30 protein-coding genes and 1 tRNA gene are annotated in these 26,899 nt (G+C 55.2%); 5 read left to right on the top strand and 26 right to left on the bottom strand.

Annotation, left to right across the window (positions count from 1 at the left end):
* Positions 1 to 46: 46 nt before the first annotated feature.
* From ACYVJQ_RS13505 to ACYVJQ_RS13480, 6 genes are all read right to left on the bottom strand, one after another.
* Entirely contained in the window at positions 47 to 925 is an 879-nt protein-coding gene (locus tag ACYVJQ_RS13505; protein ID WP_460893628.1) for a LytR/AlgR family response regulator transcription factor, read from the bottom strand.
* Between the two features lie 89 nt (positions 926 to 1,014).
* Positions 1,015 to 1,587 carry a pentapeptide repeat-containing protein gene (locus ACYVJQ_RS13500; protein ID WP_460893627.1) on the bottom strand — a complete coding sequence of 191 codons (573 nt, stop codon included), beginning with the start codon at positions 1,585 to 1,587 and terminating at the stop codon, positions 1,015 to 1,017.
* A gap of 74 nt (positions 1,588 to 1,661) precedes the next feature.
* Positions 1,662 to 2,282: a hypothetical protein gene (locus ACYVJQ_RS13495; protein ID WP_460893626.1), complete on the bottom strand. Its 621-nt coding sequence runs from the start codon at positions 2,280 to 2,282 to the stop codon at positions 1,662 to 1,664.
* 40 nt (positions 2,283 to 2,322) lie between these two features.
* Complete coding sequence (locus tag ACYVJQ_RS13490; protein WP_460893625.1) at positions 2,323 to 3,414, bottom strand: SGNH/GDSL hydrolase family protein; 1,092 nt, start codon at positions 3,412 to 3,414, stop codon at positions 2,323 to 2,325.
* 136 nt (positions 3,415 to 3,550) lie between these two features.
* Complete coding sequence (locus ACYVJQ_RS13485; protein WP_460893624.1) at positions 3,551 to 3,877, bottom strand: hypothetical protein; 327 nt, start codon at positions 3,875 to 3,877, stop codon at positions 3,551 to 3,553.
* Positions 3,878 to 3,973: 96 nt separating this feature from the next.
* Complete coding sequence (locus ACYVJQ_RS13480) at positions 3,974 to 5,086, bottom strand: MBL fold metallo-hydrolase (RefSeq protein WP_460893623.1); 1,113 nt, start codon at positions 5,084 to 5,086, stop codon at positions 3,974 to 3,976.
* A gap of 457 nt (positions 5,087 to 5,543) precedes the next feature.
* On the opposite strand from ACYVJQ_RS13480, the gene ACYVJQ_RS13475 reads away from it, so the two are divergent.
* Complete coding sequence (locus tag ACYVJQ_RS13475; RefSeq protein WP_460893622.1) at positions 5,544 to 5,705, top strand: hypothetical protein; 162 nt, start codon at positions 5,544 to 5,546, stop codon at positions 5,703 to 5,705.
* Between the two features lie 108 nt (positions 5,706 to 5,813).
* Here the strand turns inward: ACYVJQ_RS13475 and hemW are convergent, their stop codons facing one another.
* Positions 5,814 to 6,956, bottom strand: a complete 1,143-nt coding sequence (gene hemW, locus ACYVJQ_RS13470) for a radical SAM family heme chaperone HemW (protein WP_460893621.1) — start codon at positions 6,954 to 6,956, stop codon at positions 5,814 to 5,816.
* Positions 6,957 to 7,076: 120 nt separating this feature from the next.
* Here hemW and ACYVJQ_RS13465 point away from each other — a divergent pair, with 120 nt between their 5' ends.
* From ACYVJQ_RS13465 to ACYVJQ_RS13450, 4 genes are all read left to right on the top strand, one after another.
* Complete coding sequence (locus ACYVJQ_RS13465) at positions 7,077 to 8,834, top strand: BamA/TamA family outer membrane protein (RefSeq protein WP_460893620.1); 1,758 nt, start codon at positions 7,077 to 7,079, stop codon at positions 8,832 to 8,834.
* A gap of 73 nt (positions 8,835 to 8,907) precedes the next feature.
* Positions 8,908 to 8,980 (top strand) — tRNA-Met (locus ACYVJQ_RS13460).
* Between the two features lie 147 nt (positions 8,981 to 9,127).
* Entirely contained in the window at positions 9,128 to 9,628 is a 501-nt protein-coding gene (locus ACYVJQ_RS13455; RefSeq protein WP_460893619.1) for a sigma-70 RNA polymerase sigma factor region 4 domain-containing protein, read from the top strand.
* Between the two features lie 167 nt (positions 9,629 to 9,795).
* Positions 9,796 to 10,866 carry an acyltransferase family protein gene (locus ACYVJQ_RS13450; RefSeq protein WP_460893618.1) on the top strand — a complete coding sequence of 357 codons (1,071 nt, stop codon included), beginning with the start codon at positions 9,796 to 9,798 and terminating at the stop codon, positions 10,864 to 10,866.
* 132 nt (positions 10,867 to 10,998) lie between these two features.
* Here ACYVJQ_RS13450 and ACYVJQ_RS13445 read toward each other — a convergent pair whose 3' ends face one another.
* From ACYVJQ_RS13445 to ACYVJQ_RS13355, 19 genes are all read right to left on the bottom strand, one after another.
* Complete coding sequence (locus ACYVJQ_RS13445) at positions 10,999 to 11,475, bottom strand: N-acetylmuramoyl-L-alanine amidase (protein ID WP_460893617.1); 477 nt, start codon at positions 11,473 to 11,475, stop codon at positions 10,999 to 11,001.
* Complete coding sequence (locus ACYVJQ_RS13440) at positions 11,475 to 11,666, bottom strand: hypothetical protein (RefSeq protein ID WP_460893616.1); 192 nt, start codon at positions 11,664 to 11,666, stop codon at positions 11,475 to 11,477. Before ACYVJQ_RS13440 ends, ACYVJQ_RS13445 begins: the two co-directional genes overlap by 1 nt.
* Entirely contained in the window at positions 11,666 to 12,148 is a 483-nt protein-coding gene (locus tag ACYVJQ_RS13435) for a hypothetical protein (RefSeq protein ID WP_460893615.1), read from the bottom strand. Before ACYVJQ_RS13435 ends, ACYVJQ_RS13440 begins: the two co-directional genes overlap by 1 nt.
* Positions 12,149 to 12,159: 11 nt before the next feature.
* Positions 12,160 to 12,378 (bottom strand): hypothetical protein, encoded by a 219-nt coding sequence (locus tag ACYVJQ_RS13430; RefSeq protein ID WP_460893614.1) that lies wholly within the window; start codon positions 12,376 to 12,378, stop codon positions 12,160 to 12,162.
* 20 nt (positions 12,379 to 12,398) lie between these two features.
* A complete protein-coding gene (locus tag ACYVJQ_RS13425) occupies positions 12,399 to 12,875 on the bottom strand; it encodes a DUF6712 family protein (RefSeq protein WP_460893613.1) in 477 nt (158 codons plus the stop codon).
* 4 nt (positions 12,876 to 12,879) lie between these two features.
* Complete coding sequence (locus tag ACYVJQ_RS13420; protein ID WP_460893612.1) at positions 12,880 to 13,365, bottom strand: hypothetical protein; 486 nt, start codon at positions 13,363 to 13,365, stop codon at positions 12,880 to 12,882.
* Entirely contained in the window at positions 13,366 to 14,853 is a 1,488-nt protein-coding gene (locus ACYVJQ_RS13415; protein WP_460893611.1) for a hypothetical protein, read from the bottom strand.
* A gap of 6 nt (positions 14,854 to 14,859) precedes the next feature.
* A complete protein-coding gene (locus ACYVJQ_RS13410; protein WP_460893610.1) occupies positions 14,860 to 15,345 on the bottom strand; it encodes a hypothetical protein in 486 nt (161 codons plus the stop codon).
* A gap of 1 nt (position 15,346) precedes the next feature.
* Positions 15,347 to 15,880 (bottom strand): hypothetical protein, encoded by a 534-nt coding sequence (locus ACYVJQ_RS13405; RefSeq protein ID WP_460893609.1) that lies wholly within the window; start codon positions 15,878 to 15,880, stop codon positions 15,347 to 15,349.
* Complete coding sequence (locus ACYVJQ_RS13400; RefSeq protein ID WP_460893608.1) at positions 15,880 to 16,140, bottom strand: hypothetical protein; 261 nt, start codon at positions 16,138 to 16,140, stop codon at positions 15,880 to 15,882. The genes ACYVJQ_RS13405 and ACYVJQ_RS13400 overlap by 1 nt, the downstream gene beginning before the upstream one ends.
* 8 nt (positions 16,141 to 16,148) lie before the next feature.
* Complete coding sequence (locus ACYVJQ_RS13395) at positions 16,149 to 17,120, bottom strand: hypothetical protein (RefSeq protein WP_460893607.1); 972 nt, start codon at positions 17,118 to 17,120, stop codon at positions 16,149 to 16,151.
* Between the two features lie 28 nt (positions 17,121 to 17,148).
* Positions 17,149 to 18,342 (bottom strand): XkdF-like putative serine protease domain-containing protein, encoded by a 1,194-nt coding sequence (locus ACYVJQ_RS13390; protein ID WP_460893606.1) that lies wholly within the window; start codon positions 18,340 to 18,342, stop codon positions 17,149 to 17,151.
* Positions 18,343 to 18,440: 98 nt separating this feature from the next.
* Positions 18,441 to 21,119, bottom strand: coding sequence for a hypothetical protein (locus ACYVJQ_RS13385; protein ID WP_460893605.1), 2,679 nt, complete (start codon positions 21,117 to 21,119; stop codon positions 18,441 to 18,443).
* A 9-nt stretch (positions 21,120 to 21,128) separates the two neighbouring features.
* Positions 21,129 to 23,252, bottom strand: a complete 2,124-nt coding sequence (locus ACYVJQ_RS13380) for a hypothetical protein (protein ID WP_460893604.1) — start codon at positions 23,250 to 23,252, stop codon at positions 21,129 to 21,131.
* On the bottom strand, positions 23,252 to 25,294 hold the full coding sequence (locus tag ACYVJQ_RS13375; RefSeq protein WP_460893603.1) for a hypothetical protein: 2,043 nt from the start codon (positions 25,292 to 25,294) through the stop codon (positions 23,252 to 23,254). Before ACYVJQ_RS13375 ends, ACYVJQ_RS13380 begins: the two co-directional genes overlap by 1 nt.
* 1 nt (position 25,295) lies before the next feature.
* A complete protein-coding gene (locus tag ACYVJQ_RS13370; RefSeq protein WP_460893602.1) occupies positions 25,296 to 25,829 on the bottom strand; it encodes a hypothetical protein in 534 nt (177 codons plus the stop codon).
* A gap of 2 nt (positions 25,830 to 25,831) precedes the next feature.
* On the bottom strand, positions 25,832 to 26,194 hold the full coding sequence (locus ACYVJQ_RS13365; RefSeq protein WP_460893601.1) for a hypothetical protein: 363 nt from the start codon (positions 26,192 to 26,194) through the stop codon (positions 25,832 to 25,834).
* Complete coding sequence (locus ACYVJQ_RS13360) at positions 26,194 to 26,385, bottom strand: hypothetical protein (RefSeq protein WP_460893600.1); 192 nt, start codon at positions 26,383 to 26,385, stop codon at positions 26,194 to 26,196. The genes ACYVJQ_RS13365 and ACYVJQ_RS13360 overlap by 1 nt, the downstream gene beginning before the upstream one ends.
* 21 nt (positions 26,386 to 26,406) lie before the next feature.
* The coding region (locus tag ACYVJQ_RS13355) for a fibronectin type III domain-containing protein (RefSeq protein WP_460893599.1) at positions 26,407 to 26,899 on the bottom strand (493 nt) is incomplete at its 5' end.

Below are 26,899 nucleotides of genomic sequence, written 5' to 3'. Positions count from 1 at the left end.
GGCCGTAAGCACTATTTGGGGCGAATGACAAAGCCCCTTGGGACGATTAGACAGCTGTAAAGGTCTCTTTGACCACGCTGGCATACGACCGGGCTACCGGCACCAGTTGGGGCGTCTGCTCAAAGGACAGCTTGTACCCCTGCGCGTTGCCGCTCACGGCCTGCACCTGCTTAAAGTTGACCAGATAAGAACGGTGGCACCGGAAGATACCGGGCGCGGCCACCTGGTTTTCCAGCCGGCTCAGGCTGCTACGGAGCAAGGCTTTCTGGAGCCGGTCTTCTTGCAGATAGAAAACCGTGCAGTAATTGTCACTGGCCTCTATGAATAGCAGGTCCTGGGCGCGCAGGCGAAGGGTGTCTTTGTCGTTTTCGGCGGTGAGGGTAAGCCAGGTTTCTGAGACAGGGGCGGGAGAAGGGGCCGCCGCTTCTACAGCCGGGGTTCCTGCCTTGGCCACAGGTTCCAGCGGCTTGTATTTCTGCAGTAAATACACATAGTTCATCAATACCAGCAGCACGGCCGGCACCAGCCCCATGAGAAAAGCAATGAACGACATGTACGCCACTTGTGCTAGCGAGAACGGCATCACGCCCACGGCCGCGCCGTACACGGTGCAGATAAAACCGCCGGTACCGAAGTGCAGAAGGTTCCAGGCAATCTCTTTACCCACGTTCCACCTGTCCTCTGTGAATATCTGGGGCATCATCCGCCGGAAGGCGTAATAATTGAGGAAAGCCGAGAGCGCCGCCACTAGCCCGTAGCCGGCCAGAATATAGTTCTTAAGCGGGTCATGCCAAGCATAGGTCCCAAACGGCTGAAACACAATCAAGGTAAACCCAATGATGAACCCAAACACCAGCGCGTGCAGGGTAGACTTGGAAAGGGTGAGCTCACTGAGCGGGTACGGCTGCCGAAGGAAAGACAACATAAAGGAATGCTTGCGGTAAAACAGTCTCCGCGCAACAGGCGGATAGGAAAGATAAGCAGAATTTGTCTCTTCTACCGGCTAACGCTGAGCTACTTGATCACAATATCATATTTGGCCAGCAGCCCCAGCACGGCAGGCATAGAGAACTTCGCTTTCTTGATGCGGTTCAGCTCTGGGTCCAGGGCGTAGTGCACAGCCGTCCGGAAGTCAGCCTTCTCCAGGTTGGTGCGCTGGAAGACGGTGCGGGTGAGGTCACAGTCCAGGAAGGCGGCCTCGGTGAGGTCGGCGTCAGTGAAGTTGGCCTCCTTGATGCTGCAGTTCTCAAACACGGTCTTTTTCAGGTTCTTCTTGCCAAAGTAGGTGTAGTCAAGGGAGCAGCCCTTGAATTTCACGGCAAACAAGAAGTCATGGCACAAACTGAAGTCAACGCCTACCAGCTTGCAGTTGACAAAGGTGGCCCCGTGCATCTTGCAGTTGCTGAGCTGCACCATGCTCAGGTTGCAGTCCGTGAACCGGCAGTCGGTGAAGCTGCTCTGGGAGAAGTTGGAGTTGGAAAGGTCACAGCGGGAGAAGGTGCAGTCCTCAAACTCGAGGCCCGTCACTACCTTGTCTGCGTAGTTGATCTGGTCAAAGGTCTTGTCCTGGTGGAAGTTCTCAGTCATGGGTAGAGGAAGGCCGCTTGGGGTGAGAATGCGTTTTGCAGCCGTTTTTGCAAAAGTAGGCCTAAAACAGTTTTCTAGCGGGCTTGCGTTTTTAAGTTCTCTATATCCAGGGCCTTGTTAAATACTTTTAACGTGCTGGCTACCTGGGTCATGAGCGCAAGGTTGCCTTCCTCGGTTTGCCCTTCCCACACCGGCATGTTCAGGCTGTGCGTCTGGTTGAACAGGATACTGGTGAGGTACACCTGCTTCTTAATGCCTTTATTCTCTTTGGGCATAGAGAAATGCCAGAACACGTACGGCTTGCCCTGATAGGTGACCGGGTGCATTTCCAGCTCTCTAAAGTTAATTTTCAGCTCCTTTTTGAAATACTCCAACTCATACTGGATATAGGCCAGGATAATCTCGTGCTGCCTTTTCTCTGAGAAAGTGTCTTTGAAGATCTGCGCCGGAATAGCCACCAGGCTGGATTGGAAAACCTGTCCGTTTACGTAGAAAAAGCCCGGCGCCTCCATGGGCCTGACGCTGTCTGCCTCTATGGTAAAGGTGAACCCGTGCTCTTTGCCAGCATACGCCAGGATAGCGCCTTTTTTTGCAGGGATTACGTGCAGGTCAAACGCTTCAGTTGCCGCGCTGCCTTGGCTATAGCCTACAAACGTGGCCAGGGCGAAGAGAAAGACGAGTAAGGTTCTTTTCATATTGTATGCTTTTCTAGGCTTGCTATCACAAGATGCGTTTTTACCACTGAACGGTCTTCTCAATAAACCCAATAAGGCTCTGGGCCATGGCCTGCTGCTCTTCAACTTTGGGGTGGCCGGGCGTGTTCTTGTAGGGCATGAAGTGGGTGTAGATTTTAGGATCGTTCAGGCCGGCTACCGCTTTCTGCACGTAGCCCGGCCAGGGAGAGCCTTCGCGGGTAATGTCCATGTTGCCCAGGGCGGCAATGAGGTGCGCGTTAGGGTATTTGGCGCGTAGGCTTTTCACAAAGTTCTGGTAGGCAGTAATAATGAATTCCTCAGAGGGCTTGGTATCCCCGAACCGGCGCTTGTATTCCTGGTTATTGGGCAGGTTCACAATCCAGGAGTCGTTCTGGAGCAGGTTAATCACCACCACATCTGGCGCCGGCCCTTGGGTGAAATCCCATTTGCTGGCCGGGTCAGCCGGGTTGAGACGGTCATAGATTTCGGGCATGATCCAGCGCTCCCAGCTCACGGTAACGCCAATGCCGCTTTTACAGATGCAGGTGTAGTCAGCATTGAAGTGGCGGGCCGTGAGGGCGGCGTAGCTCAGGTAATTGTCGGTGTTGGTGCCCTGCCAGGAATCCTTGCCCGAGTAGTCATGCATGGCGTACCCGGCCGTAATGGAGTTGCCGTAGAACTCTATCCGGCGTTTTTTAGGGGCATCGGGGGGCAGTATTTTGCCCCCTACCTCAAACCCGTAGAAGGTGGTGGTGCCTTTGTCCCACTCGGTGCGCTTGAAGAGCTCCACGGTATGCGGGCCCCGCTTGAGGCCGGTCGCCAGCGTGAAGAGTTTGGCCACGGTATCGGGTTGGATTATCCGTACGCTGTCGCCGTCCAAAATTACGTTGTAATAGCTTTTGCCGGTATTGTCTTTGAGTCGGGCCTGCACGGCGGTACCCGAGAAATTGAGCTTCACGGAGGTGCCCGACCAATACAGCTCGCTGGCCTGTGGCGAGGGTTTGCCTACCCGCCCCATATAGGCCACGTTGGGGTCTTGGGGAGCCACCAGCGCCATTTTGGAAGAAGTGCAACGGCTGGTGAGCAGCAACAGCAGGAAAGCGTAGAAATAATAAAAACGGCTGGAACGCATGTGACCCAAAATTTAAAGTAAAACCGGCATTGGTAAAGATGCTGAGAACGGGGCTCCTTTCAAAACCCGTCTTGCGGCAAACCGCCAAGCTTTTCTTTAAATTTTGGGTCACTGCGCCTTTAGGCTCCTTCAGGAATTACTGCTGCCTTTCCACAAAGATCTTAGGCAAGGTGTCTGGGGCCGGGTCTACCAGTGGCGCAAACATGGGGTGTGCGCCCAGGTCTGCGGTGGACGGGAAAACGGACGGAGGGTAGTGCACTTCTAAAGAGTCTGCCGTTGCCGGGGCTACGGTAGCGGCGGCCGGGGCCGGCTGGGTCTCAAACACGTTGGCGCGGTACAAGGAGAAGAGCCCAACCAGAAAAAGGGCCACCAGGCCCCCAAGCACGGGCCCTGACAAACTGTACGGTTTTCTCTGCCGGCGCCCGGGCCGGTAGGTGATACTGGGGTTAGCGTGACGTTCCATAATCAGAGAAGGTTAGTTTCCCAGAAGATGCGTTTCGGGCCCGTTTTCCATAAAACAGGCCCAAAACGTTCATCACCCTACTTCTTTACGCCAGGTCTACTTTACGTCTTTCCACCAGGGCTGCTGCGGAAGCGCCCCGCCTAGCTGCCACCGTTGCCCTATCAAAGGCGTGGCCATGGAGATGCCGTGCTGCTGCACGGCGGCAGAAAGGCGGGTAATGGGCTCCTGCCACCGGTGCAGCGCCAGCGAGAAAGCGCCCCAGTGGGTGGGCATGAGCACGCGGCCCTTCAGGTCCAGGTGGGCCTGCGCGGTCTGCTCAGGCATCATGTGAATGTATTTCCAGGCCTCGTTGTACTGGCCACACTCCAGCATGGTTAGGTCAAAGGGGCCGTACTTCTCGCCTATCTGCTTAAAGTGCGTGTCATAGCCCGAGTCCCCACCAAAGTAAACCGATTGGTCCGTGCTTTTGAGTACCCAGGAGCACCACAGCGTCTTGTCGCGGTCACTGAGGCCGCGGCCCGAAAAGTGCCGCGCCGGCGTGGCGGTAAAGGAAAGGCCTTCAAAGGAAGTTCCTTCCCACCAGTTCAGCTCCGTTATTTTATTGGCCTCCACGCCCCAATGCACCAAATGCGCGGCCACGCCCAAAGGCACTATGAAATGCCGGGTCTTGTCTTTGAGCTTCAGGATAGAGCCCCGGTCCAGGTGGTCATAATGGTCATGGGAGAGCAGCACTACATCCAGCGGCGGAAGGTCTTCTATGTTGATGGGCAATTCCTCATTAAACCGCTTGGAGCCTATAAACGAGATCGGCGAGGCCCGCTGCCCCAGCATGGGATCCGCGAAAATGCGCTTGCCACCCATCTCCAGCAACACCGCCGAGTGCCCGAACCAGGTAACGGCAATCCCCATCGCCCCGGGGGCAGCGAAATCTTCTTTCTTCGGTTTCATCATGGGAAGCTTTCCCTCTGGCGCGCTGCCTTCCACCCCGCCAATGAACTTGTAGAAGATCTTGACCTTGTCCAGAAACGGGGACTCGTCCATCATGGGCGTGGGCGAGGTGTTCTGGAACTTGCCATCGCGGTACTGCGGGGATTTTAGGATGCGCTCCAGGCTAGACCCTTCGGGCGATGCCCCAAACTGCGGGGACTTGTTCACAAAAATGGCGCCCCCAATAAAGGCGGCTATCAGAAAGGATAATACAGTCAACATAAACTTCTTCATGATAAGGCAATCACTAGCACAAAACCCCCAGATCTGGCAAAATGTTATGCTTCTACGCTACTGGCCAGAGGTTTGCGCGCTAAAAGGCGTTGGTGGTTTAGCACTGTTTTACAAAAACCAGGCCCGAAACGGAAAGGGAAGTAATGGCAGGTAATTAAGGGGAGTTGGTATGATTTAAGAAGCCAAGTTGGCAGCGAAGGTGTGGAGGACGCTTCTGCGTTTTGAGCCCGTTTTTCGGAAAACAAGCTTAAAACGTCTCTTCGTTCCTTTTCGCTTGTCCTTCTTAATACTCCTGCCTCTCTTCTTTTCCCCATCTTAATAGTCTCGTTCTTTATATTCCAGATATTATATATTTAATCACCTATATATTAAATCGCTCATTTTTCTCAGCACTTTATTTCCCTCTTTCTTCGGCCTGCCTCTCTTTTATCATCCTGGAAGGATCTTGGTAGCCAACGGTAATGACGCCAGAGTAACCGCTTTTCTAGTTCGCCCACAAGATCCTTTCAGGATAACAGAAGAAGAAGAAGAAGAAGAAGAAGAAGAAGAAGAAGAAGAAGAAGAAGAAGAAGAAAAAGAAAAAGAAAAAGAAGAAGGCCTTGGATGAAAGAAGAGGCAAAGGGAATACCCAAAATAAAGCAATCCATATGTGTGCGGACGCTTGCGCCATTTAAGCCTATGCAGATAGCAACTCCCCTTAAAACCTGCCTAAAACTTACTCCGTCTCTTCAGGCAGCAGGAACAAGTCCAGGGCGATCTCATCGGCTAGCAGTTTGCCGGCTTCGGTGAGCAACAGTACGCCTTCTTTCTGCTGTAGGAGGCCTTTTGCCTGTATCTTCTGCAGGTAAGCCGCATGGATGCCAAGCAAGTCCAGGCCCCATTTCTGGGCTACATAGTGGGTGTCACAGCCCCAGTTGGTGCGCAGGGTGGTCATAACGTACTCGTTTACCCGGTCCTCTACGGAGAGTTCTTCTATACTAGCAGGTAACTTACCTTCGGCCAGGGCCTGCACGTATTTGGGGTTGTGTGCAATGTTGAACTGGCGGCTCACGCCGTTGAAGGAGTGGGCGCTGGGGCCTATGCCCAGGTAGGGCACCTGTTTCCAGTAGCTGCTGTTGTGTTTGCTCTCGAAGCCGGGTTGGCAGAAGTTGGAGATCTCATAGTGTTGGAACCCGTGGGCGGCGGCCTGGCTCATGAGCAACTCAAACTGCTGGGCCACGCGCTCTTCCTGGGCGGGCGTGAATTTGCCTTTCTTGAGCCGGTGCCCGAACACCGTGTTGGGTTCAATGGTAAGCGCGTAGCAGGAAAGGTGCTGCACGTTCAGGGCGAAGGCCTGGGCCAGGTCCTGCTCCCAGAGTTCGGGGTCCTCGGCGGGGACGCCGTAAATCAAATCAAGGGAGATGTTGTCAAACCCCAGTTCCTGCGCCAGCCGTATGCAGGCCGTGGCCTCCTGGGCGGAATGCGGCCGGTTCATGAGCTGCAAATGCGGGTTGTGGAACGACTGCACCCCAATGCTCAAGCGATTGATTCGGGTCTGCCGCAGGGCATGTAGCTTCTCAGGGGTAAGGTCATCTGGATTGGCCTCCAGCGAGATCTCAGCGGTGGGGCTTACCGTATGTTGCGCGTAAATGGTCTCCAGCAAGCTGTTAAGCTCGTCCACAGACAAGATAGAGGGCGTACCTCCCCCGAAGTAAATGGTGTCAATGGTCTCGCCGTTCAGGTAGGTCTGCTGGAGGGCCAGTTCCTGGTGCATGGCTTGCAATACCTGCTCTTTGAGGCCCATAGACGTACTGAAATGGAAATCACAGTAATGGCAGGCTTGTTTGCAGAAGGGGATATGAAGATAGATTCCGGCCAAAATAGAATGGGCTATGGAAAGCGTTATAGGTGTAAATAAACCGGCGGTGCGCGAAAGTCAGCGGCAAGCCGTACCTTGGAAACAATGAAGTGGAGGTCTAGTTCCCGTTTGTACCCAAAGATGTGCCGGCAAAGATACGCAATTCTGGGCTTGCTCCTGGGTTTGCTGCTGGTCGGCTTTGGGGCACGGGCGCAGGACAAGCGCGTGGTGCAGGTGGTTTCCCCAGACCCCGAAGCCATAAAACTCTGGCAGCGCCTCCAGCCCAAGCTCACTGCCCGCGATTCTCTAGGCCTGCGCCAAGAGCTGCGGGGCTGGCTCACGCGCGTGCAGGAAGAAGGGTACCTGACCGCCTCCATTGACAGCCTGCGCCAGGGAAAGGACTCGCTTTGGGTGTATGTGTACGCCGGTCGGCCTTACCGCTGGGCCTCCCTTAAGAACGGCAATGTGGGCGAAGGCCTGCTGGAGAAAGTGGGCTTCCGGGAGAAACTGTATAACAACACGCCCTTCCGCCCCGCGGAGTTTGCCCAATTGCAGCAGGCGCTGCTGCGCGAGGCCGAGAACAACGGGTTTCCGTACGCGGCCGTGCGCATTGACTCTATGCGGTTGTATGATGATTCTATCAGGGGCGTATTGCGGGTGGTACGGGGCCCCTTGATTCTGATTGACTCTATCCAGATTGTGGGCAGCAGCCGTCTGCAGCGGCAAGCCCTCTATAGATATACCCAACTGGCCCCTGGGCAGCCGTATTCCCAGCAGAAGGTAGAACAGGCCATGCGCGCGCTCAAACAGTTGCCGTTTGTGCGGATTGTGGGCGAGCCCCAGGTGCTGTTTGCCAAGAACCAGGCCCGGCTGTATTTCTTCCTGGATGAGAAAAAAGCAAACCAGTTTGACGGCATCATCGGGTTCCTACCCGACCCCAACTCTACCAAGGCCAAACTGTTGATTACCGGCGAGGTGAACCTGCAGGTGCGCAACCTGCGGGGCAGCGGCAAGCAGATTGGCCTGCACTGGCGCAAGGTAGAACGCAACTCGCAGCTCCTGGATGTGGAATATCGCCACCCGCATTTCTTCAATTCACCCTTTGAGGTGGCCGGCCTTTTCCATCTTTACAAGCAAGACACGTCGTTCCTGAACCTCCGGCCCCGCCTGGAGGTGGCCTACCCGCTCTCCACCACCAGCCGCGTTACGTTCTTTGCCGAGGTAGTCAGTTCGCAGTTACTCTCGCCGGAGGCCCTGCGGCAGCGCCGGTCAGACTCTTCGGCCATTGACGCCAACTTCACCTCCTACGGCCTGTCCTACGCCTGGAATAACCTGGACGACCTGTATTTCCCGCGCCGGGGAAGCCAGGCCTTCTTCCAGGGGGCGGTGGGCAACAAACGGGTGCAGCGCAACGCCCGGGTGGAGGCCAGCTACTATGACACCCTGCAGCTCAAGACCACCCAACTTTCTTTGGCTACCCGGCTGGAGCGCTTCTGGCCCGTGACCAAAAACGGGGTACTGCTTACCCGGCTGCACGCCGAAGGCCTGGTGAACCAGCGTCTGTACCTGAATGAACTGTATAGGCTGGGTGGCCTGGCTTCCTTGCGCGGGTTTGATGACTATGCGTTTTATGCCTCATCTTACGCCATCAGTACGCTGGAGTACCGGCAGTACACGGGGCAGGATTCCTACGTTTTCCTGCTCTATGACCAAGGCTACCTGCGCCGTGACCTAAAAAATGAAAAAAATATTCAGTGGCCCAGCGGCGTGGGCGGCGGTATCAGCTTTTCCACGGGAGCCGGTGTGTTTCAGCTAGTTTACTCTGTGGGCCGCACCGCGCAAGAGGGTTTTAGCCTATCCAGAGGCAAGATTCACTTCGGGATTACGGGCCGTTTTTAGCCCGTTTCCGTAAAAACTTACACAAAGCGTTTGGAGGATATAGAAAAAGCCCCTACATTTGTATTACAAACAGTGCGGGATGGAGCAGTTGGTAGCTCGTTGGGCTCATAACCCAAAGGTCACAGGTTCGAGTCCTGTTCCCGCTACCTAGAGTAAATGAAAAACGGTGTAACTCAAGCAGTTACACCGTTTTTTGCTTTTATGGGTAAAACATGAGTAAAACATTGGGCAAATAAGGGGGTTTTTCGCAACCATTCCAGGGGGTGGGGTTAGCTTCGTTAAACCCATTCCCGATGCAAGAAATCTTTGAGCAGCAGGCCAGCCAGTTCCTGGACTCAGTCGCCAAAGAGCAGGACAAGCTGCTCAATTACGCTCACTCCCTCACCAAAGACAAAGACGCGGCGCACGACCTGTATGCTGACACCCTGCTCAAATGCCGGGACCGCATCTTCTCCCATGGGTTCAACGGAGAAGGCTACCTGGCCTATCTGATCACCTCCCTAAAATTCAACCATTACTACGCCAAGCGCTCAGCGATGAAGCTGGACTTCTTTGCGCTGCAGCAGGCCCAGGAACAGGACGAAAACCGGGAAGAGCGCCAGGCTCTGGCCGCCGGGGTGCGGGCCTTCATTGTAGCCCACTTCAGTCAAGAGGAAGTGGCGGTGTTTGAACTGCACCTGCAGGGCTTGACTCAGCCAGAGATTGTCTTCCTGACCGACTGCAAACACGCCGTGCAGGTGCACCGCATCATTCAGAAGGTAAAGAGAGAGGTAAAGGCGGCGTTTGTCCGGTAATTAGTTATCTCCCGGGGGAATTCTATACCTGAGAGGTAAGGCAAAGGGTTATACAGGAAACAATTTATTGATATTTACAACATAAGCTCATAAAATACTGAATTGGAAATAGTGCTTATACTTTATTTGGGGATTATATTACCTTTGAATTCAGTATAAAAACAATAATGAACACTTCAAAGAATAGGCTACCTGGCCTTGATTACCTGCGCGGATTGGCAGCATTCGGGGTGATGATTTACCATTATATTTCCTGGACCTATGGGGATTTTGACGCAGATGCCTTCCTGGGGCGGTTCGGGATTTACGGGGTCGCCATCTTCTATATCCTGAGCGGCCTTACCCTCTTCCATGTGTACCATGGAAAGCTGGCGTTCAATTTAGGCAGTTTGCAGGGCTTTTTTAAAAAGCGGTTCTTTCGAATTTTCCCTCTGCTCTGGCTGGCCACTATCGGCGCGCTGGTCCTGGATGCCGCCATCCCTGATTTTACCCTGGTGGCCTTAAACCTATCAGGAGCCTTTAGTGTGATATCCCCCCACTCTTACATTGCTACCGGGGCTTGGTCCATCGGGAACGAACTGGTATTTTACCTTTTCTTCCCAGTCTTCATCTACGCCACCAGGAAATCTCCTTACCTTTTCAGCTTAGTGGTCGCCGGCTTCCTTGCAGCTTATCTATTTTTCGCCTTCAACCTTATAAGCCCGACCCTTCCCCTGGCGGAGCAGTGGCATAGGTATGTGAACCCCTTCAACCAGGCTTTCCTGTTTCTGACCGGGTTCCTGCTGGCCCAGGCATTCAGGGAACGTGATTTTCCCCAAGGGCTGGCGTGGCTGGTCCTTGGGGCGGGGGTGGCTTTGTTTTGCCTTTACCCCGCGTCTGGCGACCAGGTGAATATTGTGACGGGGGTTAACAGGCTGGTGTTCACCCTCGCCTCTGCCATGATATGTCTTGGCGCCTTCAAGGTGGATTTCAAGCTGCAAAGCTGGTTAGCTACCGGATTACTGCTACTCGGAGAGATAAGCTATTCGGTGTACCTGCTGCACCCGCTGGTGAACAGAGTGCTTACCATAATGGTGGACAAGACCGGCTTAGACCTTCCAGGCCACTACCGGGTGCCCGCCGCTATTTGTATAACTTTGGGGATGAGCTATCTGGTATACCAGTATTTTGAGAAATATTTTATGCGGTTTACTAAAGGAGAATATACATTAAAAATACCCAAGCCAGTACATAAATAAAACGTTCCTCCATTCCAATCTTGTTTTATAATCCATGTTATTCCCCTGACTCCGGCCGATAAAGCTATAAAACAAGAAAGGCCCGCCCCAAAAGAGCGGGCCTTTACTTTGGCCTCAAATCAAACAATCACACTAATAAATATTCTTCTCCGGTACGCCGATCTCCCGTAGCCAGGTAGGCACATGGAAAGAAGGGCAAGCCTTGGGTGCCACCTGGCCATGCCCCAGAATCTTGATGTCTGGGCAAACCCTTAGAATCTGCAGCACCTCTTTCTTGAGGGCTTCTTTCTGGGCGGCGGTGCGGGTGTCTTTGGCGTTCATCTTCTTATCCAGCCCGCCGATGTAGCAGATGTGCCGGGTGTTGCTATTAAAGCCAGTGGCACCGTTGGTGATCTCGCCAGCGTCCACCCAGGCGTCTTCATTGTTGTCCCGCAACTTGTCCACTGTACCATCTACCCGAATCACGCGGCTGTAGCCCGGTACTTTCCAGCCCCGGCCGCCTTTGGCCACCGGGTTGGTATGGTAAGCGGCAATGTCTTTGCCGGTCAGCTTGCTGCCTTCCGTGTTGGCAGAGCAATGCAGCATCAGGTATTTGTATTTAATCTTCATCAGGACAGACCGAAAACTTTAAGGATAATGGAAAGCACGCTCAGCAGTTCCGTGGCGTCAATGTAGCCAAGGCTCCAGCGCACCACCGCCAGAATAGCGGTGCCGGCAATAAAGAAGTGCTTGAAATTCTGGAAGGGCCATTGCACGATGCGCCTGGCACCGGTGCGTAGCCAAAGGGGAAACGTCTTCATTATCTCTGGAAAAGCCTAATGGCAGAATTAACAATGACCGCCAGGGAGACCAGACCCAAAGAGCCGAAAAGCCAGAAGTACCACTTATCCACAGGCCAACTCTTCTCTGGGGCAGGCTCCGGCCAAGTCGGTACCTGCACTGTGTAAGGTTCCCTGATCATGGAAAGCCTGAGACTGTCACCCACTTGCCTCAGCTCCACCTTCATGCCTAATGTGTCCAGCAAGATAGGTTTGGTCAGGCGGGGCCGGGTGGCCAGCGCCTTCTTCACCTCGTGCCTGATCACGGCTTTGGTGGGTGCGGAAAGCGTGTCCAGTTTGATGAGCAGGGAATCCACCACCGCATTGTCTGCGAGGGTGTCTACTGCCAGGCCAATGGTACCATGGTACTCAGCGGGTGGGATGATAAGCGGCTCAGTGGGCCGGGCGGTGCGGCAGGCCAGCGACAGCAGGCAGAGCAGCAGACAGAGGAAAAGGTGTTTCATCGGGTTTAGGGTTAAGGTTTGGAAATGCGTCTTTGGATGTAATGGAAGGCCCACTGCCTTGCCCGGTTAAAGGCCCAGCGGCCCAGGGCCCCGCCCGCGCCGGTAGCAATGGCCAGAATCACGGCCTTGGAGAAACTCTCCGGCTCCGGCAGCCATTGCAAGGCCTCAGCCATTTGCGCCGAGCCCATGCCCAGCACCACAGAAGGGCAGTAATCCCACAGTATCTTCATCTCTTTGGCTCCCATCTGCTTTAAAATACTATTCCTCCAAGGGGGCGGGAGGCTTTTGGCGTTGCGTTATAATTGGGGTAATCGGCTTTGTTCTTCTCTAGCCAGGCCTTCAGGTCATTGGTGCGGTCTTCGGCCTCTTCCCGGGCCTCTTTGGCGTACAGGCGCTGCTCGGCGTCGCTGGGCGTTTCCTGTGAGGTGGCCAGCCCTTTGTTGGTAGCCTTCACCGTCAGGAAGGGCAGCGACTTGAAGAAGACCCACTGAGCCATGACCGGCATGATCTGCGTGTGCAGCTTATCCAGTGGCTCAGACATGGGCGTTTCCGGTTCCGCTTCCAGCGCATCACAGAGCTGTTCATACAGGGCATTGCCCAAAACAGGCCGGATGTACTTTTCCTGGCAGCGGGCCAGCCGAGGCTCAAAGAACTGGTTGTCGGTGTTCTGCTGCGCGTCGGTGTGGTCTTTGACGTCCTGGGCGGTGATAAGGTATTTCTGGGCCATGGGGTTAACCGGTAGCGGTTTCTTTAATGTTGAAATCAGAGAAGTCGGTCACGAACTTGTTGCGCTCAAAAGACCATATCTTCAGGACCATGATTACCTGGTCACGCCGGAAGCTGCGCCACATCCCGTTCACCACCCCACCATCGGCGGTTTTGTACTTGCCGCCAGCACTTCGGATTTTCCCGAATTTGCCGGTGTCAAAGTACCGGACGGTCTTGGTATTGGGGTTGCGCTTTCTGGGCTTCTTCCTGGTAGGTATTAAATCCAGGTTGCGGGTGCCGAAGCGCACGTCAGTCACTTTCCCGGCCCGGCCGTTCTTGCGGTTTTCGGCGTTATCGGCGTAGAAGTACATGAACTGGCACCAGGTCTTGCGGGACCAGAAGAGAAAGTCGTCCACTGCTGAAAGCTCAAACTGCTTTTTCTCCAAGAGGGAGAGACTGGTGTAATTCTCCAGCTTCTCCGTTTTCAGTTTCTCCAGTTCGCGGTTCACTTACACCTCCTGCCCTACCGCAAGTGGCTTAGGCGTGCCCAGAATTTCCTCTGCCTGCTCCTGCGTGAAACCAAAGAGGTTCTTGAGAATACCCAGCGCGGATTCGCGGTCTATCACCTGCTTGCCCAGGCGTTCTATCACGTCCAGAATGGCGGTTACCCCGCCCACTGAGCCGCGAAGGCTGGCCTGGGCCATAGCATTGGGGTCATTGGCGGTAGGCGTGGCGAAGGCACCGCTTGTGCTTTCTTCCTCTTCCTCTTCTTTTTCCAGCGGCTCCATGTCTACCATGGCCCGTAGTTCATCCACGTCGGCGATGTCCTGCAGCAGCCCCTCAGAGAAGGTCTGTTTCACCGGCAGGGTGGTCACGATGTCCAGCGCCGGGGTGTCAGAGTCACCGTTCAGTTCCAGGCCGGCCACATGGGAAAGCAATTCCGTGAAGCCTTCAATGATATCCACCTGCTCAGGGCGCACCACGGTATTGTAGTAGAGCTCATAGGCGGCACGGATGGTATTGGCGTCACCACCCAAAGAGGCACCGCCAGGCAGGCCCACAATCACCGGGGAAGTCACCCGGTTGGCGGCCAGTATCTTCTCCACGCAGAGCGCAGAGTAGGTGTCATATAAGGTGTCGTTGTTCTGGGCATTGTAGGAAAGCACGTTGGCGGCATTGTCACCGGTGATGCCAAACAGCACCATCAGTTTCTTACCCTGCGGCCCCACGAAGTTCTTTTCTACATCTGCCTTAAATCTCTTGCGTTGATCGGCTGCAGTCCCAAGCTCGGCATCGTCTTGCGGATCTTCCGGCACTGTCAGGATGTTGCCCAGCGCAAAGTTGTTTTGCACGTTGGAAAGGTGGAATTTGGAAAGGTCCTCTTCCAGCTGCATGTAGTTTAAGGCACCGTCACACTCAGGCTCCGGAAAGTATTCGTTGCTATCTGAGGCATTCATGCGCACATACAGCTGCACTTTATCCCTGGAAGCATTGGTCGGGTTGAAAGCTGGGATCTGCACGGGCTTGTATTTAGCCTTATCGTTTTGGCTCCAGTCGCGACAGAGCCAGTAATTCTCAATAACACCTTCCTCATTCATGGGCTCAGGGGCCACCGTGCGAATGGGTTGGTGGTGCATCTCGGCAATGCCGGTACCGTCTTCGTTCCATACCACCTGCACAGCCCAGGCATTCAGAAAGCCTTTGTCGGCGGCAACCCCAGAGAGCTGGGTATTGGCATGCTTGCCTTTGCCGGCCATGTTCTTTAAAAACTCATGGAGAGCAGTATTCTCCCGGTCATAGGAGAACCCACCGCCACGCAGAAGAGCGGATTTAGTGGCCGTGATGGAGCGCTGGGTAGGGCTGTTCTTGCGCAGCTTGATCAGGTCACCCCAGTAGCTGTGCTTCTTGCCATATTCCACCCATCCTTTCTGTTTGTTCACCTTCACCTCGGGCGGCTCGGGCACAGCTAGCGCTACGGATATGTATTCTGCGTGCATGGTTCTTTAATTGAGGAAGCTGAGGAAACCGGGAATCAGGGCCAGGGAAACCAGTCTGGCCGGTTCCCGCTCCACCCCTGCCAGCGTAATGCTGAGGCCGGTGTCTGAGTCGGTTTTGTAGCGGATCTTGAGCCCGCGGTTCTGGCCATAGAGCCACCAGTTGCCATGGAAGTCCTGAATCAGGGCATGGGCTTTATGCTCGGCGATAGCCGCCAGGAGCGTGCGCTTGTCGGCGCTGAGCCCGGCGTTGGAAAGGTTCACCACCTGCAGGTAGAGGTCACCGTTGCGGTCACTGGTCTGCGTTTCGGCGAACTGATTTCCGGCGGCACCTTCCACCAGACAGGAAAGGCCCGCCTGAAAGGAGAGGCCGAGCGTGCTGATGGTGTCCAGCTGGTCAGAGGTATAGAACACCGGCGCATCAGGCTGGAAAAAAGTAAGCAGGCAGGATTTTACCCCTGCCTGCGCGTACTCTTTATGGAGGTGCCGAACCATCTTAGGTGGTTACCAGAACAGAGAGGGCGGCGAAAGCAGCAAGGGATACTTCACGTGGGCGTCCGTTTTCGGCTCCCCCAAGAATCACGTCAAATCCGTTCAGATCACCGGCGGCAGTACCTGACCCCGCGTTGTTCTGCGTGGCGATAAGGCCGTTTTCCTGACCCAGGATGAAGCACTTGCCTCTACGGTCTTTCACCACGAAGGTGTGCGGCACCAAATCAATGTCTTCCAAAGCGGTGCTCTTCACCTGGTCTACCCCGGCAAGGGTGTAACCCAATGACTGGGCTATGTAACGCCCAGCACCTACCGTCAGGTTAGCGGAGTAGTTGGCTTTGTCAATCTCTGACTCCAGAGTTACAGGCACTACGCCTGCTTCCAAGCCCAAATCAGTGATCACACCGTCTACACCTACAATTGGCGTCGCATTGAGGGTGACCCCGTTGGCCGCAAAGGTGGCGAAGGCGATGATGGCAACGAGCCCTCCCTGGGAGTAGCCGTTGGCGCGTTTGATGCTTTTAGTCAGCTTTGCCATTATTTCTTAGCAGGGCGTTTAACGGTAATTAACTTCTCGCCTTCCTCCAGGAAAGACTCAGCTACTTCTTTGTCAAAGTAGATGCCTCGCTTGATGATGTAACCTTCCTCCAAAGTGGGGAAAGCGGCCAGCGCGTTCAGGACGTCTTTCACCCGAGGGTCACCCTCTTTTTTAGGCTTGGCATCTGATTTTGGCGTAGGGTTCCCAGCAGGGGCACCGCCTTGGGTGCCCGCTGGGTTTAAGTCTTTATTCTCTTCCATGGTCAGGATTAGCTACCGATGTACAATTGTTTCTGCGATGGCACCACAACGGTGGCATCCAAGGTGCACACCTGCTTCAGGAACATCTTGTCACCCACGTTATTCACTTTGCCGATCTCAAGCGTGTTGATGTCAGAAAGCAAGTCGGTGGCAAGGATGATGTCTTGGCTGCGGCCAGAAAGGCGCATACCTGCCGGGATTGGAACAAACTCAATCTTAGTACCTAGGTAGGCGAATGAGTCACCAGCCACAGTGAAGATATCACGGTAGGTCTGGCTTGCGTTCGCCTGAAGAATAGCTTGCTTGTCGGCGAGCGGGGCGAAAATCACTAAGTCAGCGCTATCAAAAAGCTCAGAAGGAATGGCAGAGAAAACTTTGCCGTACTCTGTTGCTAAGGTTGCCACTGAGTTGGCGCCGCCTGCTACAGCCTGAATCTTCTTGGTGACGATCATGGAGGCAATTACACCATCCAGGAAGCCAGCCGGTTGTGCTTGGGCCCAGGCCTTTTGCGTGGCAGGGATTGTAGCGTCTGCAGCAATGGTAGCCTTTGTGGTGGCGGTAATGCTGTTCCAGAAGATTTTCTCAAAGCTCTTGCCCAGACGAGGAATGGCGTGCGTTAATACCGCCTGCTCAAATTCGTTTGAAGTGATGTTGGCCGCACCGGCACTCATGTCTTTTGCGAAACGGGAGTTGCGCAAATCATCCATGGTGAAGGTGGTCAAAGCCATCAACTTGACAGGTTGAACGGTGCTGTCCTCTAATTTGATAGAGTCAGCGTAGTTGTCCAAGTCAGCTTCTCTGATGTCTTCCTTGTATTCAGAATAAGGAATCTCACCTTCAATAGAAGTGACAGTCGTCTTATTCTTGATGTTGTCCATCACACGCACGAGATTCTTCTCTACCGTGTTGTTGCGGTGAATTACTTCAGAGAAAATCTCCTGGGCGTGCTCACCTTCAAATACCTTTGGATTATATTCCATGGGTTAATTCTATTTTAAAGGGTTGGGATTACTTTTTGGATTGGGCCCGTAACTCAGCCAGGCGCTGCTGTGATTTGGAAAGTTTCACTTCCGGCTCTTTGTCACCGCCCAGCTTCACCTTCTCGGCGGCTGGCTTCATGGCCAGTTTGGCCACCAGCTCAGCCTTCTCAGAGGCCAGCTTGGTGTTAGCTTCGGTAAGGGAAGCGATGGTGGCTTCTTGCTCAGTGATCTGGGCCGCAAGTGCGGTCTGGCCTACTGGTTCAGCGGAAAGATTTTCTTCTTCTTCAGCCGGGGCATCTGCTTTCTCAATGGCGTAGGCACCGTCGGCAACCTTTAGCACGTCACCGCCCGGCAGCTCATAGGTACCATCGGTTAAAACGGTAGAGGCCAATTCTTCCTCTTTAGGTTTCTCTTCCTCAGCGGTTTCCTCAGACAGCTTGCCGTCTTTCACCGTTATGGTGGTGCCGTCTTCCAGTTCATAGGAACCATCGGCCAGGGCCGTGGTGCGCTCACCCTCTTCGTTCAGGTTGAAAACCTCTTTGGTTTCGTCGTCTACCTCAATGGCGCCGCCGTCTTTCAGGGTCATGGAAGAAAGCGACAATGCGCTCATGAAGGCCAGGGCGGCGGCTTTGGCGCGGGCAAGGAAACCGGTTTTGTGTGACATATCGTTTTTAGATAATTGCGTTTTTATTTGCTCCATGGAGAAGAGCCCCTCCAGCGAGAAGCCTTTCACGACCCCAGTGGCTACCTTCTCGTCCCAGAACTCTTTGTCTGGCACTTTATAGGAAGCCATCCAGGTACCTACCGGCAAACCCTCAAAGCCCAAAGCCACGGCCTTGTCTTTCTTGGCATCTGAGATGAGCCAGGACTCAACGACATAGTTGCCGTCAAGTGCCAGCTCATGCTCAAGGTTGGTGGCGTGGGTGTTGCCTTTCTGGAAGAACTTGTTGCGGATACGCTCAATGGTATCGGCGCTGAAGGTGATGTAGAATTCCTCCTTCCCGTCTTTGCGGTAGATCTTCTGGTCCGGAATCAGCACCGGGCCGGTAAGGATCTGCTTGGCTTCGTCCTGGGCGAGGCGTACCTCTAACTGTTTGGAAAGCGCGATGAAGTCCGTTTCAATGGCAGGAGTGGAGACAAAAGAGATTAGGCTCACGCCCGTCTTTTCGTCGCTCTCATCTATCTGGCACTGGTAAACCCGTGGGGTCGGCTTCCGCTTCATGTGTGGATAATGCAGAAGGGTGGGTTTATTACAGTTTCAGGGAAAAAATATTTTCAGGAGCAAAGAAAAAGGCCACCGTTGCGGGTGGCCTTTTATACTTAAATGGTTCCGGCGGTCATGTCTCGTTCTTCCGCTTTGGCTTCCTGGACAATCTGGTAAGATTCCTGTCTGCCGATAACAGGTCTGAAATCCTTGGCGGCAATCTGGGAGTTGGTACCGGCAATATCCTGCAGCAAGATTCTGATGGCAGCTAACTCTTCAGTGGCTAGTGGTGCAGAATCTATATCTGCAACCCCAGGGGCTGCACTGCCACCGTTGCCAGGCAAAGCCCCACCCTCGGCCATGCGGCGCACCTGGTGGGCAGGAATAGCCACAAAGCGCACACTTCTGCCAATAGCGTTCATCCTTTCAATCACCTCACGGTTATTAGCATAGGCATGCTTGTTTACTACATACTCACCGCCCTCTACTTCAATGTTAGAGAAACGGCCAGTTCCCTTAATCCCGCCCGCATCATGGGAAGGACCATAAAGCGCCCCGCCGTTGGCCATCTTGGATTGCTGGATAGTGCCGGCCAGTTTCTTGGCAGAGGCAATGGCGGCGGCTACGGCGGCCACACTTGCAGCAATAGCTAAGATATTGCCAGGGAAAGGTACTGCAGACCCTGCTTTAATTGCCTTCACTGCTGCACCCACTGCATCGGCTGCGGTAGAAGCTGAGGTAATGGCAATACCGGCTTCCTGCGCTATTCTACCCTTAGCCTCCAGTGCCTGACGTTTCTGCTCAATCTCTTCTTTCTGCTTGGCCAGCCGTACTTCCTGGGCAGCGGCTTTGTTCTTTTCAGCGGTCAGGCGGGCCTCTTCCATGCGCTCTTTCGCAATTTTCTGAATCAAGGCCTCCCGCCGGGCCCCTTTGGATTCATCTACCTGTTTTTCCAGGTCAGCTAGACGGCTCTGGGATTCTTTCAACTCATCTTCCAGCTGGGACTTACGGTCCTGCAGTTCCTCCATGCGCTGGTCAATGGCCTCAGCCTGGGCATCTAACCGTAAGGCCGTTTCAGAGATAAGGTAATCCAGAACCACAAGCGAATTTTGGTAGATGGCCTCAAACTGCTCCATGGCCTGTTCTCCAAAAATCTTCTTCAGGAAATCAGACACCACGCCACCGGATTTTTTCATCTGGTCTTCCAATCCCAAAATGGCTAACTTAAGATCAAAGTATACCTTAGTACCGGTCTCGCCAAGCTTCTCCAGGCGAGCCACCTCTTCCCGGTAATGATATAGACGTTTGGCATTAAGGTGTTCCTCAGTAGCGCCAAACGCTTTCATGCGAGCAAGGTCCAACTCCATGTTGTCTGCAAACTGCACCATGGCCTGCTCTCTATCAGCCCGCTGCTTTTCCAGCTCAGCCTTGCGGGCGTCGGTTTCCTTCTGCTGCTTCTCAATGGAGATGTCTACCAGACGCAACTCTTTCTCCCGAATGGCCGCGATGTTGTTGAACCAGGCGGCGGTGTCCTTGGCCCCCTGTTCCAGAAGCTGCTGCTGCAGGTCTTTCAGGTTCTCAATCTCAATCTTGGCCAGGCGTTCCTCATCGGCTCCCTGGGCCCTTGCCACGGCCAGACGCACGTTACGGGACTCTTCCCGGGCGGCCAGTTCCTCAGAAGTGGCCTTTTCCCGCAGCTCTTTCTGCTTGTTGAAATTTTCCTCCAGCTTTTGAAGGTAGGCCTCATGGTCTTTCTTGGCTTTTTCCTGGGCAGCTTTCCGCTTCTCTTCCTCTTCTTTGGCGGTTTTGGCGGCATCGGCGGCCAGTTGCTTGTCATGCTGGTTTTTCAGCACGCGCACCTCACTCTGCTTGTCAGCCAGCAGCTTCTGGTAATCATCTGCGCTTTTGTCCAGCAGCTTTATCTCATCGGCGAGCTGCTGCTGTTTCAGGGCGTAGGTAGCCCGGCCAGCGGCCTCTTCCTCGGCGATCAGCCTTTTCCTCGCTTCCGTTTTATTGGTAAGCAATTGCTTCTCCACCTCTTCGGCTTTCTTTACCATGGCCGTGGCCGCATCGTCTATGAAGCCGAAGGTGATAAAGCTACCGATGTCGCGCAGCTTGTTGCCGATGAAGTCAATGAACTGGCCAATCACCGGGAAGTTCTTGGCGATGCTGTCTTTGAACTCCACCACCTTGCGCACAATGCTGTCCCAGTTGGCGACAATGGTGCCCAGCAGGATCACCAGAATCCCGATGCCGGTGGCGGTGATGGCGGCGCGGGTAGTGGTGCCGAACAGCTTGGCTTTGATACCCGCCAGCGTCCAGCTGCTGCCGATCCCGGTAATGCCCACGATCTGCGCTTTGGCAGAAGACAGGAAGGCTCTCAGGTTGGACTGGGTTTCTGAGTTGAGCGCTTTCTGCACGGCTTCCACTGACTGCATGACGGTGATGAGCTGCAGCATCTTTTTCTCTACCTCTTCGGCAGAACCCTTAGAGGCCAGGCCGAAAGACTCAGCGGCCACCGACATTATGCCAAAACCGCCCACCACTCCGTTGCCGAAGTCCAGGAAAGCCGCGGCTTTCTGCTTGGGGTCCAGGGCATCTACGGCATCTTCCAGTTCCTTGAGCGCTCCCTTGGCCCGGCCTAACTTGAGAATAGCGGCGTCGGCTTCCTTGGTGCCGGCCACCAGGCCGTCCATCTCGGCTTCCAGCTGTTCAATCTGGGCCTTGATCTGCCCAACGGTGGCATTGGCCTGCTTGCCGTCAATCTCAATGGTGTATACTTTGGTCAGTGCCATGGGGGTGTTTTATTTGATAATGGGGAATAACTCAATTTCGGCTTTGGCCTGCGGGTCAGCGATTGCGAAGCCCTGTATTTTGTTGAGCCGGTGCAGGATGCCACCAAACAGAATAGGCCGGGCCGGGTGCAGCCGCTGGTAGAGGTCAGCGTCCAGGGCGAAGGTGTTTTTCAGCAGGTGCCCCTTGCTGACCTGGGTCACGTAGCCGACGTAGTGGCGCTGGTAAAGCTCTTCCCAGCTCAGGCCCCGGGTGCTGCTCTGGCCAAAGCGGGCAAAGGAGGCCTCGCCGTAGCCCAGGCTGGTGCGCTGCGGCAGGAAGGCCAGCGGGACCACGTGCCCCACCGGTGAAAGGCCTTCGTAGCGCAGGAGCCGCGGCAGGTAGCCATGCGCCCAGGCCACCGTGTTGAGCGGCGCCTCCAGCTGGTCCTGCGAGGCCAGGCAGGGCAGCGTGATGTCACCTACTTTAGTGCCCAATGAGTCCATGACTTGAAAGACCCTGGTGCGGGTGGCGGCAAAGGGAAGAGGCAGCACCTGCTCCCCTACTGCGTTGGCATTGCCGCTCTCCACACTATAGTTGCCGAACTCTTTCTCCATAGCCAGCCACGCGTCAGAGGAGTCTTCAGCGTACCGGAACCCGAAGCGCCGGGCGGTGGTGGCAGGTAGGTACTCACTCCGCTGGATGTCGGCCAGTCCGGAAAGGTCCAGCGCGAAATCTGCCGGCAACTCATACCGCTCATGGTAATAGAAGGTCAGCACCTTGCGCAGCGGGTCAGCCTGAAAGCGCAAATTCCCCATGGCCACGAAGGCTTTCACGAAATCTTTGGCGTTCCACTCCGGTAGGTTCGCGGCGATGTCTACCGCCAGGGGCCCGGCCTGCTCATCTGGCGTGACGGTGAATTCCATGCCGGTGAGCGCATAGTCCAGCACCGGCAAACCGGTGGCGCTGGGGTGGGGCTCTGTGACGCGCAGTATCGGGAAGATCAGGTCACCTTCCTGTGCCAGCGCATAAGGGGCAGATAGGGTAAAGGCCCCGTTGGCTCCTTTGGTCAGGCGTTTGCTGGCTAGCACCTCGCAGTGCTCCAGCAATGTTTCCCGGTTATAGCCTACCGGTACGCGCACCAACTGCAGGTCCAGCCAGATCCCGCCCGGGTCGGTGCTGCGGTAGGTTGCCTGCAGCGAGGTTATTTTAAAAGTGACATTATAAGAGGCCTCTACCCGGGCGGCGTACACCTCCACCGGGGTAAGCAGTTGATCCCACTGGCGGTACCGCTGGGCGGGATTGTAGGAGTCCAACGGTGAAAGCACCTGGTAAAAGTACACCTTGCCGGCTTCCGTGTCAAAGCCCATCAGCTGCAGCCCCTCATTCTGGCGGTCGGCCTCGCTGGTATTGTTGGTCAGGGCCGCCGAAGCCTTTAATTTAAGTAGCTCGCCCCAGTTCCAGCCAAAGCCCTCACCGGTATAGGGTAGGAACAACTGGGCGAAAAACGGGTCTTCCAGCGGTTCGCCCTGCGCCTGCCAGCCGACAGAGGCAAAGATGTTCTTGAGAATGGGCGTAAAGAAGAAGCCCGGCAAATAGTCGTCCAATTCCAGCGGGGCATGGATCTGGGCAGAAGCGGGAATGTCTACCCCTTCCTCTTTTTCCGGCGCGAAGAAATTCCCGTAGGCCACCAGCGGCAGGCACACGTCTGAGGTGGCGGCGGTGGCAGGGAGCAGACCCACAAAAGAATGCTTGCCCTGGTAAACCCAGGGGGTGAAGGCGGTGAGCTGGCGCAAGGTCTTCTCGCCAATCTGACTGAACAGGTCTACCTCATCGGAAAGAATCTTTCCCTCATAGCCGCCTTTAACCCCGGTCAGGCGCCACACGCCGGCTAATATCTCCCGGCCACCCACTTCCAGGCGGGCCCGGAAAGGAGTAGGCGCGAAGAATTTGCCAGTGGTCTGGGCATCGGTGCGGTTCTTAAAAACCTTCTCGTTCACTCGGGTAGGTGGCAGCACCAGCGTATAGGAATGATCTCCGCTACGGCTTTCCATGTCGGCCACGTCAGCGCCGCCCTTGCTCACCCTGAGCTGGCGGGCAAGGTCAGCAGGCAGGTCTACCAGGGTATCATTGATGTATAGCTTTACCTCTTCCATTAGTTTCTCAGCGGGTTATGGGGCAAACCCTGCTCCAGGGTAAGGGTGAGGTAATACTCTTCTTCCACCTCATCGGCCTTGGTGTCAAAGTCGGTGATATTGGCGGCGGTATAGGCCCCGGTCAGCGGGTCAAACAGGAACACGTCTGGTGAGGCGGCCAGCTCGGCGCAAAGCCAGCGGTACGTGGCCTGGTCCAACAGGCCACTGTGCAGCACGGTGGCCGGGTTCAATTCCACCGACCGCACTACCTGCTGCCGGGAAGAAGAAGTGCGTACCGGTGGCAGGGTACGGGCGAAGGTGTCGGCGTTGCGCTTCAGGCTGTTTTCCGGAATACCTTCCATCCAGAAGAATTCATAGGCCCCCAGCGAAGAGACAAACACCAGGCAGCGCATGGGCTCGGTCAGCTTTTGAAAATTCACTTTGTAGCTGCCCAGCGATTGCCCGTCGGCCCGCACTTCCATGGTGGCGGCAATCACTTTCTTGGTGGCTCCCAGCGCCAGCGCCCGGGTGAAGAGCCTATCTAGCGGTAGGCGCATCACGCCACCTACCGTGCCACCCCCGAAGGTGTAGTCAAAGGTGTAGTCAAAGGTACTGTTGGCCCCAATGGTGCGGCTCTCCAGCGACTCAGCTGCCGGGGTGGTGCCGTCATAGGCGGTGAAGGTGCCCCGTACTTCCAGGGTACCCGTTTGGGCTAAAACATATAATGCCTCGCAGTGCTGGAAGCCATGCAGGGGTAAGGTCAGTTTGGCCGGTAAGGTAGAGAGCAGCCGGGATGCGGTAATCTGGTTGACCTGCTGAAGAGGCAAAGCCCCTTCCATGGCCCAGAGGATGGGCGTGTCTGCCATTGGCTTGCGACGGCGCCGGGTCTGACCATGGGGTGTGTAGATTTCCCCATAGCGTAGGAAGTACGGCTGCAGGCGGTCGTTTTCCGAAAACAGGCTATGTCCCAGCTCTCTGGCCATCAGTTGGGACACGTCAAAGCGGTAGCTGTTTTCGGGCAAACGGAGCCGCTCCAGCCTTCCGGCCAGCGTGGCAGCCGATTTACTTACCTCGGTGCCCAGCTTGCCCTGGCAGGCCCACACTTCCACGTAACAGCCCCATTCGGCCAGCGCCTCAGAGCGCAGCGCATCTACGCCAGCGGTAAGCGCCAGGGCGAAGTTGCCGCTGTGGGTAATTTCGGGCGTGTACCGGGTTCCCCCTTGCTTGGCTTCCAGCTTCACCTGGTTGGCGGTAGGCTGCGTGATAAGGTAAAGCATACCCAGCAACTCTTCGTCTTCCAGTGCCTGGGCCAGAGTAGACACATCGCTGAACTGACCGGCGGCAGGGATTGGGGCATAGGTGAAGGTGATGCCGTTCACGGTCACGCGGTCACCGGCTACCATTGCACCTACGGTCAGTACTGCCGATGCCTTGCGGCTTACCCCAGCGCCCCGGGCGGTACTCTGCAGCACTATTTCCATCGGGTTACCCACTACCGCAATAGGAGCTGGCAGGGTAACGGCCAGCGGCGCTGGATAGGTGCAGGTACCGTTGTCGGTATTGGCTTTGGGGTCAAAGTTGCTGGCCTCATAATCAATGCAACCATACACCGGGTTGGCGATGTAGCCACAGGAAACGGCGTTGGTCTCCACCACCACGCCCCACTTCTCGCCGCCGGCACCATCGGCCAGCACCTGCTGGAGGTCAAGCCCGTTGCAGTCATTGCGCAAAAAGGTGCCGTCAGCGGGCACGCCGCCACCGGTGGTGCAGCTGGAAGAGTTGGCGGTGTCCTGCACCGTGAAGCTGCCATCCCCGTCATGGTAATAGTCGCGCCGGGTAGAGGTTCCGTTCAGGCACTCCCAGAAAAAGCTTTCCGTGGTGGGTCGGCTGTAGTCTTCGGCCAGGGCACTGTCTGGCAGCGTGATGTCATTGGTGGTATTGGTTACCGACCGGGTAACGGTGTCAAACTCCCACACCGTCACGTCATAGAAGTAATCCGTGTACTGCTCGTATTGCTGGTTCCCGGTGTAGCTGTAGCTTACCTTCAGTTGTATTTTTGCCACCTTATTTGAATTTCAGTTGGGTATCCAGCTCATGGGTCATGTCGTCCAGAAGCTGGTTGTTGATGTAGATGTCAAACAGCTCGGCCCCTTTGTCAAAGGCAGGCTGGATGAAATGCCGGCCCCTGATCCCGTTCTTGTAAATGGAATTCTGGATCATGAAGGCCAGCTGGTTATTGGAAATAAAGCGGCCCTTGCCTTTGCCCTTGCGCACCCGGCCTCTGAGCCGGCGCTTGCTGATCCAAGCCAGGAGCACGCTGAGCGGAACCTTCTTGATAGCGGGTTTCTCTTTGACGGAGTAGCGCCCCTTGTCCAGGTACTCAGCGTAGAACTCCAGATAGGCCACCAGCTTGGCATCAGGCGTGAACCCTTGATACTGGCCTTTTGCGTTACGGGCCTGCTGCACCTCCACCTTCATGGTCTTGAGCAGCTTGGAGCTATTGCGGCTCAGCGGGTACTTGCCCGTTTCCAGGATGTAGGCCATGTGCTGACGTATGGCTTCGGCAATGGCCAGCAGGGTGTCCTTGATGCTTTCCATGTTTAGCGGTTACTGACTACCCAGCGGTAGAAGACCTGAAAGCAACCGGTGAAGGCCACGTGCAGCAGCAGCACATCTACCCACCAATTGAAGAAAGGGCCTGAAAGATAGAAGGCCACGGCGGCAAACAGGTAGCACCAGAGCTGCAGCATGTTGAAGAAGTGCCAGCCATCGGTCAGGAAGACCAGCCCGGTGCTGGAGAAAGGAAAGGCCTCACCCTGGGTCCAGTCGCCGTCTTTCCATTTGGCCTGCCAGCTCTGCTTCCCGTCCCACCAGTAGCCACCGAAGCGGATCTTGTGATGGGCGATGCTGTCAGAGAAAGCCTTGCAGACGCTGGCCAGCAGGAAGAAGACGAGCGCCCACATTAGCGGGGCCCTTTCTTGGTGAGGTTCATGTAGGCCAGGCCACCGGAAACACCGGCACCCAGCACAATGAAGAACCAGCCACCTTCCGGAAGGTCTGGGTACTGGAACAGGGAGCCAACGCCAATGATGATCAGGGCCAGGCCAAAAAGGAAGGCGGCAATAGATAATTTATTAGGGAATAACTTAGGCATGGTCGTAAATTTTGGTAAGAGTTATAGTGTATGGGTCAGGGTGCGGTAGGCGCTGGAACCTAATGTATTCACCGCCTTCACCCGCACGTAATAGGTTTGCCCCGCCGTCAATCCGTAGAAATAAGTATAGGTAGAAGGCAGCTTGAAATTCTGCATCAATCGGCTAGGGTCGGGGTAAAAGGTTCCCGCGCTTACGAATTGAGTGAAGGCGGCATCTGTGGCCAAATCAATCCTCCACTCCCTTATCAACTGCAAGTCCTGCAACGTGTAGCCCACGCCGTTCAACTCTTTCGTAGGCATCCTGAACCCAAAAGAGGTACTGGTATTGTTCAGCACCATCAACTCAGGCGGCTGTGGGGCCGGGCCTGCATCGGTGTCAAAGTCCAACAGCGAATACATCAGATCCGCATCGTTGTGCGTGTTCTCATGTCCGAAAATGACAAAGTTTTTTTTCGGCCCCAATACCACTACACATTGATATCCCAAAGCCGGGTTACCGCCCGTTTCCCCGTTC

The sequence above is a fragment of the Rufibacter soli genome (genome assembly GCF_054781795.1).
This window is presented reverse-complemented; position numbering and strand designations above follow the sequence as displayed.